General features: G+C 59.1%; 8 protein-coding genes and 1 pseudogene. All 9 read right to left on the bottom strand.

Features of this window, described 5'->3' with window-relative positions; translation table 11 throughout:
• Positions 1–188: 188 nt before the first annotated feature.
• A pseudogene (locus CKA38_RS16825) lies at positions 189–1,034 on the bottom strand (sulfatase-like hydrolase/transferase); the annotation flags it as partial.
• A 301-nt stretch (positions 1,035–1,335) separates the two neighbouring features.
• A complete protein-coding gene (locus CKA38_RS09150; RefSeq protein WP_192881130.1) occupies positions 1,336–2,271 on the bottom strand; it encodes a glycerophosphodiester phosphodiesterase family protein in 936 nt (311 codons plus the stop codon).
• Positions 2,272–2,333: 62 nt separating this feature from the next.
• Positions 2,334–3,521, bottom strand: coding sequence for an MBL fold metallo-hydrolase (locus CKA38_RS09145; RefSeq protein WP_108825199.1), 1,188 nt, complete (start codon positions 3,519–3,521; stop codon positions 2,334–2,336).
• 116 nt (positions 3,522–3,637) lie between these two features.
• Complete coding sequence (locus CKA38_RS09140) at positions 3,638–4,513, bottom strand: hypothetical protein (RefSeq protein ID WP_152032760.1); 876 nt, start codon at positions 4,511–4,513, stop codon at positions 3,638–3,640.
• A gap of 143 nt (positions 4,514–4,656) precedes the next feature.
• On the bottom strand, positions 4,657–5,004 hold the full coding sequence (locus CKA38_RS09135) for a metallophosphoesterase family protein (RefSeq protein ID WP_108825197.1): 348 nt from the start codon (positions 5,002–5,004) through the stop codon (positions 4,657–4,659).
• Entirely contained in the window at positions 5,001–6,617 is a 1,617-nt protein-coding gene (locus CKA38_RS09130; protein WP_108825196.1) for a carbohydrate binding domain-containing protein, read from the bottom strand. Before CKA38_RS09130 ends, CKA38_RS09135 begins: the two co-directional genes overlap by 4 nt.
• 94 nt (positions 6,618–6,711) lie before the next feature.
• Positions 6,712–7,830 carry a hypothetical protein gene (locus CKA38_RS09125; RefSeq protein ID WP_108825195.1) on the bottom strand — a complete coding sequence of 373 codons (1,119 nt, stop codon included), beginning with the start codon at positions 7,828–7,830 and terminating at the stop codon, positions 6,712–6,714.
• Positions 7,831–8,004: 174 nt separating this feature from the next.
• Entirely contained in the window at positions 8,005–9,903 is a 1,899-nt protein-coding gene (locus tag CKA38_RS09120) for a DNRLRE domain-containing protein (protein ID WP_108825194.1), read from the bottom strand.
• 119 nt (positions 9,904–10,022) lie between these two features.
• Entirely contained in the window at positions 10,023–13,424 is a 3,402-nt protein-coding gene (locus CKA38_RS09115; protein WP_108825193.1) for a glycoside hydrolase family 2 TIM barrel-domain containing protein, read from the bottom strand.
• Between the last annotated feature and the right edge of the window lie 49 nt (positions 13,425–13,473).

Below are 13,473 nucleotides of genomic sequence, written 5' to 3'. Positions count from 1 at the left end.
GAGGGGCGCGTAGGTGGCGGTGGCGGCGTTGGGAGGCTCGCGCATGAGGACGCGGCGCTCGGCGTGGCTGGTGGGGGGCCGTTGTGCCAGCGAAAGGTGAGGTTGTCCCTTTGGGTAAAGATTTCGGCGCAGGCGCCGTTGTCCTGCATGAAGAAGATGACGGTGTTGTCGAGCTGGCCGGTGGTTTTGAGGTGGGCGACGATGCGGGCTATGTTTTGGTCCATGCGGTCAATCATGGCGGCGTAAACCTCCATGCAGCGGATTTCCCATTCCTTGTCCTGGATGTCTTTCCACGCGGTGTTGTCGGGCGGGGAGAGCTTGGTGCCGGGAGGGAGTAGTCCGAGTTCGGCCAGGCGTTTATGACGGGCCTGGCGGATGGCGTCGTAACCGGCATCGTAGGCGCCCTTGTATTTGGCGATGTCCTCGGGGAAGGCTTGCAGGGGCCAGTGCGCCGCGGTGAACGCGACATACATGAAGAAGGGTTTGGACGCGGACGCGCCGGCTGATTTTTTTCGCTCGTGCTGCTCGAGGTAGCGGATGGCGTTGTCGCCAATGGCGTCTGTGAGATAAAATTGATTGTTGGCGGGACGGTAACCCTCGGGGTCGTTGTAGGGGGTGATGATCGTGTTGTCGCGGGCAAGCGAGGAGGGGTCGTAATAGCTGGCGGAGCCGATTAGCATTCCATAGTAGTGGTCGAAGCCACGCTGGAGGGGGAGGTTTTGCGTCTCCCTGGCGTTGCGGGAGACATGCCATTTGCCAACGGCGTAAGTGGCGTAGCCGGCGGGGCGGAGCATTTCGGCGATGGTCATGCAGTTTTCACGAATGGAGCCGGTGTAGCCGGGGAGTTTTTGGTTGCGAGTCATGCCGCCCATGCCGGCTTGGTGCGCGTAGAGGCCGGTGAGCAGCGCGGCGCGCGTGGGGCAGCAGCGGGCGCCGTTGTAGAATTGGGTGAACCGGAGGCCGCGGGCGGCAAGGGCGTCGAGCGCGGGGGTGCGGATTTCGCTGCCGTAACAGCCAATGTCCGAGTAGCCCATGTCGTCCGAAAGGATGACGATAATGTTTGGTTGTTTTCCGGGCGCGGGCGCCTTGTCGGCGGCGGCGAGCGGGAGCGTGACGGCGGCGAAGGCCGCGGCGGTGAGGGTGGCGGGTTTCATAAGGGATGTAACTGCGGGGTTTCGCATGGGATTTTGAGAGGGGATGTTTTTGGGGCTTAGTAATCTGCCTCCATCGCAGGGGCGCGCTTTACGCGCGCCCGGATGGCGCGAAGGATGGGTTGCGTGCGTTCGCACAAGGCGGACAACGCAAGGGCGCACGCGAGGTGCGCCCCTACATGGCTCAGTCGTGCAGGCGGCGTTTTTTCAGGTAGTTGAGCAGGAGCTCGGAGCGATCGGTCTGGATGATGCGCGTGCCGAGGTTGTCGATAAGGAAGCCGTAGGCGGCGTCGGGGCCTTGCGTGATCGCGCACTCGTCCTCGTGCCCGCCGGCCATGTTTGCCCAAAGCGTGTTATACCAGATGAGCGCGTTGCCCTTCAGCTCGCGCGCGAGTTGCTTGGGGAGCGGGTTGGTGTCGTGCTTGTAGAGCAGCTCGTAGGCGACGGGGTTGATGCCGGCGCGGAAATCGCGGATGATTTGCTCGGCGCCTTCCTTGTCGAGGTTCACGATGGGCATGTAAATGACCTCGTCGAGATACGCGCCGTAGAGCTTTTTAACTTCATCGTTGGGCTTGCTGCCTTTCATGATGATCTGGCGGGTGGTGCCGGTTTTTTTAAGGAGCGCGAAGACTTCGTCGAAATAACGGTCGGCCTTGTCGAGGTTGATGAGCACGCGGCCCTTGGTGGCGACGAGCAGTTCCTCGAGCGTGGGGACCTTGTGCGGCGTCCTGATGCCGCAGCCGTTTTTGAGGGTGAGTTTTTTGATTTCCGCGAGGGTTTTCTCGGAGACCTTGCCCTTGTCGCCGCCCTTCCCTTTGTAGGAAGTGGTGCGCTCAAGCGTGCTGTCATGCATAAGGATGAGCACGCCATCCTTGGTGCGCTGGAGATCAACCTCGACGACATCCACGCCCAGCGAGATCGAGCGCTCGATGCCCTGCATGGAATTTTCGGGCGCGTAACGCCAGTCGCCGCGATGCGCGACGACGAGCACGTCGGGGATGTCGCGCGAGAAGAGCTTCGCGCGCAGTTGGTCAACGCGGTCGGCGGCGTTCAACGCGGCGCTGAACATCAGGGCCAGCGCGAGGCTAAATGGCAGGAGAAATGATTTTTTCGTGATCATGTTTTGGTGTGTTTAGAGTTTGGAGTTGGTGCTTAAAAATTTGGATTTGGCAGGGCGCTCACTCAGAGTGAGCCGAGGCTCGAAACGGAGCGGCTCACCCGGAGGGTTCGCCCTACCCTTTTATTTGATGGTGATTGCTGGTCAGGGAATGTCCACATGTTCGCCCCAGGCGGTGAGGATGACGGGGCGGAGATTTTTTGCACACGGCGCACACATTGCCAATAGGACTCGCGGTGGTCAATGGTGTGGCCCATTTCGTTTTCGTGGCCGGTGAGCACAAGCGCGGGAGCGACGCCTTCCACGACGAGCGGGAGGCGCGACATCCAGCATTGCGGGAGGAAAACATCCACGCGGATTTGCTCGCGGATTTTGAGAAGCCAGGAAAGGTCCGCGCCGCCGCCAGTCTGGTCGCCGGAATGCAGGATGGTCTTACCCTCGGGCGTGGTGATTGCGTAGAGATTGTTGGGAACCTTGCCTTGGTGTCCGGGATAAACGCGCACGGCGAGCGGCGACTTGATGGAGCGGAGCGCGACGGTGATGTCGATCGGCTCGGTGGCGTCGGCGGCGCGCGGATGGAGGACGAGCGGCGAAACATCCGTCCAAAGTCCGGGCGGCGCGACGACGGGTTTGCCGGCCTCGGTGAAAAGTTTGGCGACGCGGAGGTCGGCATGGTCGTTGTGCGGATGCGAAACAAAAAGCGCGTCGCAACGCTCAATGATCGGGCGAATGAGTTCCAGGTCGAGGAAGGGTTCCTCCTCGACGCCGGTGATGACGCGCTTGCCGCCGCGCACGATGTCGATGGCGATCGTGACCGTGGGCGTTTGCAAAATAAAACCGTGATTATAAAAACGGATGATGCGCAGCCCGGAGGCGGGCTTGGGGCCGGCAAGAGTGTCGGCGACGCGCTTGGCGGTGTCCTCCATGAACCCGGTGAACGCCTCGCCCTTGTCGAGGCGGGTGTCGTGGAAAAGCGAGTCGAGCGCGTAGAAGGCGAGCAGCCGTTCGTCGGAAGGCGTGGCGGAGGGCGGGTGCGCGGCGAAAACCTTGCGGGCCTGATTGAAGATGACCCGCGCCTGCTCCTGAAGCATGGCATCGGATTTTTTTATAAAGCTAAACGCCCTTTGAGTGTCGGCGGGCTGCTTCGCGGATGTTTGCGCGGCAGCGCTGCCGGAAGAAATGATGGCGAGCGCAAAGACGAAAGCGAAGACCCGTGAGAAGGCAGGGAGGTGATGTGGAGTTTTTTGTTTCATTTTATTTTTTAACCGCGGATGGACACTGATGGTCGCTGATAAATACAAAAAACAGGAAGTTTGTATCTGTGTTAATCTGCGTTCATCCGCGGTTGGTTCAAATTGCGTGATGGTTTTTATAAAACGCCGGGGATGCGCCAGAGGCCGCCTTGCTGGCCGCAATATAAAAGCAGGGTATCGCCATAGAAATCGCAGTCCTCCGGCTCGTAGGGGCAGCTGGCGTTGATGTCTATGCTCTTCTCGATCTTCTTTGTCTTCAGGTTGACGACGATGATTTCGCGGCTCTTGAAATCCGGCGCGCCCTCCGGTGCGTCATGGAGACCGACGGGCAGGTAAAGGTAACCTTTGCGGATGCACGCGCCCTGGGTGAGATTTGGGAAGGCGACAAAAAACTGATCGACGATATCGGCTTTCTGAAAGGTGATTTTCTTTTTCCCAAGGGGCGGCAAATTCCACTTGGTGACTTGGACGCCCTTTTTCCCGTCCTTCGACTGACTGGCGAGCGAATAGATGAATTTATTTTCGCGATCCACCACCCAGTCGAAACTGCGCTCCTCGATGCCGCCGGTTTTTATTGTGAGGGTCTGGAGCAGGCGCGGTCCCTTGGGCGAGATGCTTTCAACAAAACACTGGCGGTTGCCGTAGCACTCGGAGACGTAGATCACCGGAAAAAACGCGCCCTTGGGTTGTTCCACGCCGAAGGAAACGCAGTTGACGTGGTTGGAGCCGCCGTGGCTGGCGAGGTTGAACTCGGTAAGCTTTTTCTTGGTTTTTAGATTATAAATCCGGCAATGCCCCTCGTTGTTAAAAAGCAGGGCGACTTCCTCGTAAATCGCCATGCCCTGCGCGGCCTGCCCCTCGTAGCGTCCGGGAAAATCATATTCAAGCGTGGCCTTCTGGACGATTTTCGGCTGCGCCATGATGACCGCGGGAAACATGGCGGCGAGTGCGAAGATGAATGCGAGGCGGGTATGTGGAGTTTTGGTTTTCATTTCGGTTTTTATCCACAGATGGCGCGGATGGACGCAGATAAAATACAAACATCAGCGGTTTGAATCTGTGTTCATCTGCGTCATCTGTGGATCACTTTGTTTGGGAGTGAATGGGTGGCGCCGCAAGCGATGCCACTGCGGGATTATTTTTTGGCGCGAGGTGCCAGGTTGACGGTGCCGGCGAGATCGCCTTCGTCGGTGGAGAGTTGCCAGGCGAGGGCGAGTTCGGGGATGAATTCTTCGCGGATGAGGCCGCGGTTGGGGAGCTGGCGCACTTCCCACTCCATGCGGTCGGGATAAACGCGGCACATGCGGTAGGCGTTGGGCCACTCGGCGAAGGCCGGGTTCTGGATGCAGGTGATGCCTTTGTGCGTGGCGACTTCGTTGTAGTGCATGTGGCCGTTCATCGCGGCGACGACGTTGGGCGCGGCATCGAGGACGGCCATGAGGTTCTTGTTCAAATGCGAGTTGCCGCGGTCGTAGCCGCTCACGGGTGAAACGCCGCCGTGCGAATAAAACGTATAGTGCGAAACGACAATGGTGGGCGTGGTGGTGTCCTTCGCGAGCGTGTCGCGCAGCCAGTCGAGCGCGCCGTCGCGGGGGTGGTTTTGTCGTTTTTGTTGGTGCGGTGATCGTGGAGTTTGCCGGACGAATCGCGCCAGTAGGAACCGTCGAGGACAATGAAGCGCAGCGGCGGACGGGCGAAGGCGTAGTCGGCGTTTTTCGGGCCGTCGGGGAAAATCATCGGGATGGTGGCGGCGATGTCCTTGCGGGAGTCGCGCGAGGTGTCGTGATTGCCGAGGCAGCCGTAAACGGGAAGGTTGGCGCGCTTGATGACGCGGGCGAGGTCGGAGAATTGGTCGCGACGGGCGTCGTCGGTCATGTCGCCCGCGATGATGGCAAAGGCGGCGTCCTCGCGCTTGATCTGGCGGAGCACGGCCTCGAGTTGCGGACCGGAGGGCGCGCCGGCCATGGTGTTGCGCCACTCGCGCCGGTTGTAGCTGAGGTGCGTGTCGGAGAGGAGTCCGAAGGCGTAGAGCGGTTTCTCGGCGGGCTTGGCGTCGGCGCGCAGTTCGAGTTTTGCGAAGTTGCCCGCGCCGCGGAAATGCGGGCTGGCGACGGTGATGTAATTGCGGCCTTTCGCGAGGCGGAACGGCGTAAGCGCGATGGTGGCGGACGGGCGTTCGCCGCGGAGCCCCTCGGGAACGCCGTGAATGGTGCGCGCGCCACGCGGACGTCGGACGGCTTTCCACGCGTCGGCTTTCACGGCGGGGGCTGCGATAACGGTGTCGTTCGCGAGCACGGTGACGCGCAAGCCGGGTTGCAGGTCGGCGTCGGGCTCGAGTTGGAGCGAACCGGTGAGGCTCAGGTCATCCTTGGCGTCGATGGCAAAAACGAGCATGCCGTCTGCGGGAATGACGGCGGCGGCTTCGACGGGCAGCGAAGTTTCGGCGCGGGTGATGTCGGGGGCGAGGGCGGCGTTGCGGGCGTCAAGCGCGAGGCTGCCGCCGGGCTTGAGCGAGGAGGCGCGTTTGCCCGCCGCGGAATTGAGGGCGGTCTTGAGTTGGGGCCAGACTTGCGCGGGCGTTTTCTCGGGATTGGGGCGCAGCGAAAGGTCGTCGATCCAGTAGGTGCCGTTGGCGCGGACGATGAAGCGGTAAGTGCGATCCTGTTTGCGCCAGTCGCCCGCAAACACCCGTCCGCTCAGGCGCGACCATTGGCCGGGTTTGATGGCGCCGGCGCCGTTGATCAGCGTGTAGCGTTCGCCGGTGCTGTCCTCGGCGGATATGTAGACCGAGATTTTCGTGGCTTTCTCGGTGTAAACCCAGACGGAGAAATCGTAGTTTTCGGAGAAGTCCAGTTTGCCGTCGAGCTCGAGCGAGTAGTATCCCCAAGCGGCCTTCGGCGCGGAGGTGATGCGCAGCGAATTTTTGCCCGAGTGCGCGCGGCTGGAATCGATGGCGGTGGTGAGTTTGTTTTCGTCGATGTCCGACGGAGCGCCGCGCTCAAAATCGGTGTGAACCGGCGCGGTGGCGGAAAACGCAACGGGCGCGGCAAGAAGGAGGGAAGTGAGGAGGAGTGAAGTGTATTTCTTTGAGTTCATTTATTGGGACACGGAGGAAGAATTTGTATTTCTTATTTTAGTAATATATGAGGACTGAGTTTGTTCAACTTTGATCGAATCGAGTGTTTTTGAATTACCGCGTGAGACTTTGTTCGGGAAAGGGGAAGGGGCCCTGGTCTGAGTTCAATTCATACAGAAGATAGCGCAATGCATCCCCCGCACCCGCTACCACATTTCCTTCAGCCGCCATGATGGGCTGGATGTGATGTTTATATAAATAGGCGGTGTTTAAATATTTTTCCCAAAAAAATCCGTATATTTTGGGTAAATGTTCGTCTATGAATGCTTTCATATCCCCGACGGTTTGGGCGTTCGGATCTTCGTTCATCTTATTTAATAAATCTAGCATATTTTCATAAATCGGAATTTGTTTTGTTTCATAATCATCATACATTTTTTTTAAAATCTGCAACGCCCCGGCCCCGCTTTCCTTCAAAGAATCCACAAAAGTGGAAACATGGATTACATTGCGAACTTGTATATTATATTCAATCATATTGTTATTTTGCTTGAGTATGGTATAAATCATCATCTCAAGATTATATGCAATTTTCTCCACCGGGATTGTTGGCGTGAATATAATTTCCTCCGTCTTATTTGCCTTATGCCTGCTTAACGGGAAAAGGCCGGCGATCACTTTTCCTTCGGGCGTGCCATCCAGCACCGTTTGACACTCTTCACTAAACTTCATCAATTCTTTTTTCAAACCGCTAATTTTCCGCAAATGCCTACTGGCGACGTCACGCGGCAGGTCGGTGTTTCTGACTTTTCCGTCGGTTTCATTTATAGTAATAAACTGAAAATATGGCCTGCCAATATTCAGACTGGCGTTCATCTCCTGCTCGACCTCTGTGATATTCACATTTTTCAATCGCTCCAGCAGGATCCCTGCTTTCCGGCCTGTTCTTTTATCCCCAGTCTTTTCAGCAAAAGACTGAACATTATTCAGCCAACGCTCGGAATATTTAACTATTTTAACAACATCCCGAAGCGCTTCAACGTGTTCGACCAAGATATGACTTCCCCATATTTTTTTTCTACAGAAATCATTCATAAAATAATTTAGGGATTTATGATCAATCGTCGTCTCGGAAGACGTGGATGCGCCGACATCTTGCGCTCGTGTGAGCAAACCGGCAACCAAACAGACAATCACAAGGCCAGTGATTTTGAGGCGATCAAAGCTTTTCATATGAATATTTTTCGGGGACATTCCATGATGAAGATGCAAGCGTTTTTATTTTTAGATGCTCCTTTGTAAAGTAGTGATCGTTTGCCTAGTTGGTTTTTATCCACAGGATGCCGCAGAATAATGCCAAGATTCAGTGGCTTGTATCTGCGTTTTTTGATTCTTTTCAGGAATGGTTTATTTGTTCGAAATCGCGCGGGCGCTCGTGCGCGTGGTTTTGCCTTTGTCGCTGATTTCGGCAACCCATTCGTAGGTGGCGGAGGCGTCCATGTTTTCCAATGTCGCGGTTGCGGTCGCGCCGGCGGAAACCTCGACGGTGGCGACTTTGGCGAAGGCTTCGATTTTTGCGCCGAAATCGTAGTCGAGCGTGTAGGTCGCGCAGCCGTCGAGCCGTCCGCTGTTGGTGTGCGGGGAAAAGGCGGCGGCGTGGATTTTGTTGGTGCGCGGGGAGAGCGTGAGCATGCCGAGCATGCCGTTGCCGCCGTTTTTGTCGGACTGAAAATCCATGAGGACGGAGTGGACGGTGGAGCCGTTGAAGGTGTCGGTGCGGCGGCCCTCGCCGGTGATGTGTCCGCCGATGAGGAGCATGAGGTTTTTATTGCCCTTGAGCGCGGCGTAGGCGGCGGCGCCGTCCTTGGTGTGCGCGGACTGGATGCCGGGGGTGAGCGTGGAATGGGTGATGATGATGGCACGGCGGTCGGCGTGCTTTTTCAAGATGCCGTCGGCCCATTGGAGGACTTCGGGGCGTTTCGCAGACGCGTCGTATTCGAGGGAGACGACAACGAATTTCTCGGGACCCGAGTCGAAGAATATATAGTAGTTGTTATTGTTCTTTCCGTAGTGGCCGCCGTAGTAGCTTTTTTGCGAAAAATGTTTCACGCCGAAATATTCGTTGAAGAGTGTCGCGGGGCCTTCCCACGTGCCGTTTTCGTAACGCTGGTCGTGGTTGCCGACGGCGAGGATGTAGGGGATGCCATCGGGGCGACCGGTGGCGGCGGGATCGCCGAGCCGATACATGGCATTGGCGGCATTGACCCATTCGTTGCGCTCGACATCGCCCCGGTCGGTGATGTCGCCGAGGTGAAGCACGGCGGCGATGTTGAGGGGGCGGGCGTGGCGAATGACCCAGTCGGTTTGCGCGATGAACATTGCGGCGGTGCCGTTGTGGCGCTCGCGAACGTAATACTGTGTGTCGGGTAGCAGGACGAGATTGAGGTCGCGGGCCGCGTCGGGACGGCGGCGGGCGAGGAAGGTGACGGTAAGCGGACCGCCGTCGGGATCGTCGGCGCGCAGGGAGAGCGTGGCGGAGCCGGGCGCGGCGCGGGCGGCGGCAAGGTCCGCGGCGACGGGCGCGCGATTGGCCGGATTGGCGTCGTAGGTGATGGTGAGTTGCGGACGTTTTTGCGCGGCTTTCGAATGCGAGGAGACAATGCCAAGCGCGTTGGAGGTCTTGCGGAAAACGTGATGCAGGAGCCAGCCGTGATTGGGCGCACCGCCGGACCAGGCGCGCAGCGTCCGGGTGACGTCGAAGTCGCGGGCGACATCTTTTTCGTTAAAGATGGCGAGGTCGTCGGGCTCGGCAGCCGCCTCGCGATCGTCGGTCTGGATGCCATTGCGACCCCACGCGGGATAATTCCACGCGGCGGAAGCGTCCCACGGAACCAGCATGCGGTTTAGGTTGAGACGATTGCGGCTCTCGGCGTTTTTGGAATGTCCGGAGTGGAGACGGAGCGTGGCTTTGACGATGGGCGAACCGGGGGGAATCTGGCCGGGGGCGTTGCCGAAAAGATTGTCGAAGCGAAGCAAGGCGACGCTGTTGTTTTTGAATTTATTGGTTTCGGGATCGCGCTCGTATTGAATCCAAAAGACGGCGGATTTCGGGTCGTGCGCGGCGGGAGTATTTTTTGCGACGCGCACATCGACCGTGCCGGAATAACCGTCGGAGCCGTTCTGAAAAGTGATGGTTTTAAAATCGGAGCCGGTGATGTCGGCGGCGGTATTGGTGTTCGCGAGAGCGGATGCGGCGAACAGAAACGCGAGAACGAAAAGGGCGGGCGTTTTTTTGGGGAGGTTCATTTTTGGTTTGTTCTATTATCCACAAATGACGCGGATGAACGCGGATAAATACCAAGGTCAGTGGTTTGTATCTGCGCGCATCCGCGTCATCTATGAATCACTCTGTTTAAATCAGCGTTTTAACGCGCGAGTTTCCAGAGGTCCTCGCCGCCGGCGAGCGGGCGGAGGCGGTAGTTGTATTCGAGCGCCCAGCGGTTGAGGCGGTATTGCTCGTGCGGGAGGCGGCCCCATGAGTTGTCGCCGCCGAGTCCGCGCTGGTGCAGGTCGATGTTGAACGTGACCGTGTCGCGCTCGGGGAGCTGGTAGGGATAAAACTGCCCCTTCTTGTGCGTCGGGAAGAAGAGGTCGTCGGTGGTCTGGTGGAGCGCGTTGGCGCTGAGGAGCGGGCCGTTGTAAGTCTTCGCAGCGAGCAGGCCGCGACCCTTGTCGTCAGTGAGAGCGATCCAGCGCACGCCGACGTGGTTGCCGGTCTCCTGTGGTTTTATGTAGGGGAAAAACTGGTCGCGGACTTTGCTTTTGTAGAGACCGACGCGCGCGTCCTGGCGATCCCAATAGGTTTCGTGCGGGCCTTTGCCGAACCAGGCGAGGTTGTCGAATCCGGCGCGGAGCGTGGTCTGCATTCCGAAGCGCGGCAGCTCGGCGGCGCCGCGGAGATCGGGGTCGCCATAGAGTTTGAGGCTGACAAAAATATCGCCATCGGGGCAAACCGTCCATGTGAGGACTTGCGCGCGGTTGACCGCCTCCAGCTTGCCGGCGGCGGTGAGGGTGACGCTTCCGTCCCCGGCGTTTTTCACCACCTCAAAGCGGTCGAGTTTCCAGGAGTCGGGAGCGGTGCGCCACGCGCCGGGACCGTAGGCGGAGGGACGGGCGTAGGTTGGCTTTTTGCCATCGTAGCTCACGGTGGAGCGAAGCGCGTCACCGCGGGCGGGGTTGCCGGGATCGATCATTTTGTTGCCTCGGTCGTTGTCCACGGGCGCGCGCCAGTAGTGCGGCGCGAGCGGTTTTTCAAGGAGCTCGGCGTCGCCGGTTTTGAGCGAGACAAGGAAACCGGTGGCGCGGTCGAAGGCGGCGGAGAAGGCTTTGCCGGTGACGGTAACGGCAGCGGCGGTTTCGTTGACGGCGAGGGCGTCGGGCTTGGGTTTTGCGGCGCGGGTTTCGACAAACACAGCGTCAACGGGCAGTTTGAATTGTTCCCATGCGACGACGTGGCCCGCCTTGGCCCAAGGCGTGTCGGCGCGGAGCGTGAAGTCAATTTCGAGGAAATACTCGACGCCCGGCTCGGGAGAGAAGGCGAGAGCGCTTGGGATGATGACGGTGTTGGTCTCGCGCGGAGCAAGGGAAAGAGAACCTTTTTTACCAAGTTTGCCACTACGAATTTCACGTCCCTCGGCGGTGATGCGCCATGCGGCGTCGAGCCAGTCGGCGGTATTTTGAAAGTCAGCCCAATTGGTTATGGTGATTTGGTAGGCTCCATAATGATTCGACGGCAGAACATGTCCGTGCATGGCTTGCACAGGTCTTCCGTCACGCATCTGGATTGGCTGGTAAACTTTTTTCACCTCGGCGAGTCCGGGATGCGGCGTGCGGTCGGCGTCGATGAGGCCGTTGGCGCAGAAATTGCCGTCGTGCGGGAAACGTCCGGGTTCGCCGAAGCTGCCGCCGTAGGCGTAGAAAGAGCCGAGCTTCGGATCGAGCGTGAGCGATTTCGGATTCTCGACGTATTCGACTTTGCGCGACGCGGGCACGGGCGTGCGCAGGCCCTGGTCAACCCAGTCCCAAATGAAACCGCCCTGAAGGTGGCGCGCACCGTCGTAGATGGGCCGCCAGTAGGCCCAGATGCCGCCGTTGCTGTTGCCCATCGCGTGGGAATACTCGCACATGATGAAGGGCTTGGCGCGCGGGAGGTCGGAATAGTGGACAACCGACTCGGGCGTGGGATACATGGGGCAAATCACGTCGGTGAACTCGCCGCTGTTGTCAGCCTCGTATTGGACGGGGCGGGCGTCGTGCTCCTTGAGCCAGTTGTAGCCGTCGATGAACGCCTTGCCGTGCGCGGATTCGTTACCGAGCGACCAGCCGACGACACAGGCGTGATTCTTGTCGCGCTCATACATGCGGCGAATGCGGTCGAGATGCGCCTCGTGCCACTCGGGCAGGTTGGCGAGCGCGATGGCGCGCCCCGCGTAGGTCTCGCTCATCTGGCCGTGCGATTCGATGTTGGCCTCGTCGATCACGTAGAGACCGTATTCGTCGCAAAGCGCATACCACTCGGGCGTGTTCGGATAGTGGCAGGTGCGCACGGCATTGAGATTGTTTTGTTTCATCAACAGGATGTCCGCGATCATGCCCTCGCGCGTGACGGTGTAGCCGTTGTCGGCATCCCACTCGTGACGATTCACGCCGCGGAAAAGGACGGGCTTGCCGTTGACGAGAAACTGACCGTCGCGCATCTCGGCGGACCGGAAACCGACGCGCCACGGAATGACTTCGAGCGCGCGGCCCGAGGCGTCCTTCACGGCGAGGAGCAAAGTGTGGAGCGCGGGCGACTCGGCGGACCAAAGCGCGGGCGAGGTGACGGGAATGGATTTTTCGAAACGCGAGGAAGCGGACGCGGCGAGGTTTGCCGCGGGGATGTCGAACGAGGCGAGTTGCTTGCCACCGGGCGCGAGCAGCACGGCGGAAACGGACGCGGCGCTGGCGGCGGTGGTGTAGTTTTTCAACTCGCCAGTGAGCGCGAGCGTGGCATTGCGAAGCGAAGCGTCGAGCGTGGTGGTGATTTTGAAATCGCGCAGATGCACACCGGGCGCGCTCCACAGCCAGACATCGCGGAAGATGCCGCTCAGGCGCCAGAAATCCTGGTCCTCAAGATACGAGCCGTCGTTCCAGCGGAACACCTCGACGGCGAGAATGTTTTCGCCGCCATCGGTGCGCAGATGAGGCGTGAGGCGGAAAGTCGCGGCGGTGCGGCTGTCCTTGTTGAAGCCGAGTTTTTTGCCATTGAGCCAGACGGTGAACAGCGAGCTGACTCCCTCGAACGTGATAAACACCTCGCGTCCGTCGCGCCGCCATTCGGCGGGCGTGGCGAAAGTGCGGCGGTAACTGGAGACGGGATTGTAGTCGCCGGGAATGTCGGGCGGCGTCACGTCGCGCCACGGGTAGGTTGTGTTGGTGTAGATGGGAATGCCGTAGCCCTCGGTTTCAACGCACGAAGGCACGGGAATGGTTTTCCACGCGCGGTCGTCGAAATCGGCGCGCCAAAAATCGAGCGGACGTTTTTCGGGACTCGAAACCCAGTTGAATTTCCACGCGCCATTGAGCGAGCGGTAGAAAGGCGATTTCGCGCGGTCGAGCGAACGGGCGGAAGCGGAGTCCGCAAACACGGTCATCGCCGCCGCGGCGGGCTCGAGCCCCTCGTGCTGCCGTGTCGGATCGGCCCAGACATCGGCTGCGCGAAGCGAGGGCGTCATGGCAAACGCCATTAGCATTATCGATTGGAGTAAAATAGCGAACGGGTGTTTCATTGGAAAGTGATGTCGAATGTGCGCGGAGTGTGTTGATGTGTGTATCGAA

This window comes from Ereboglobus luteus, assembly GCF_003096195.1.
Lineage (GTDB): Bacteria > Verrucomicrobiota > Verrucomicrobiia > Opitutales > Opitutaceae > Ereboglobus > Ereboglobus luteus.
This window is presented reverse-complemented; position numbering and strand designations above follow the sequence as displayed.

Coding starts and splice junctions, on each gene's coding strand:
- CKA38_RS09150 (WP_192881130.1), bottom strand. CDS start 2,271: ATGATCACGAAAAAATCATTTCTCCTGCCATTTAGCCTCGCGCTGGCC.
- CKA38_RS09145 (WP_108825199.1), bottom strand. CDS start 3,521: ATGAAACAAAAAACTCCACATCACCTCCCTGCCTTCTCACGGGTCTTC.
- CKA38_RS09140 (WP_152032760.1), bottom strand. CDS start 4,513: ATGAAAACCAAAACTCCACATACCCGCCTCGCATTCATCTTCGCACTC.
- CKA38_RS09130 (WP_108825196.1), bottom strand. CDS start 6,617: ATGAACTCAAAGAAATACACTTCACTCCTCCTCACTTCCCTCCTTCTT.
- CKA38_RS09125 (WP_108825195.1), bottom strand. CDS start 7,830: ATGAAAAGCTTTGATCGCCTCAAAATCACTGGCCTTGTGATTGTCTGT.
- CKA38_RS09120 (WP_108825194.1), bottom strand. CDS start 9,903: ATGAACCTCCCCAAAAAAACGCCCGCCCTTTTCGTTCTCGCGTTTCTG.
- CKA38_RS09115 (WP_108825193.1), bottom strand. CDS start 13,424: ATGAAACACCCGTTCGCTATTTTACTCCAATCGATAATGCTAATGGCG.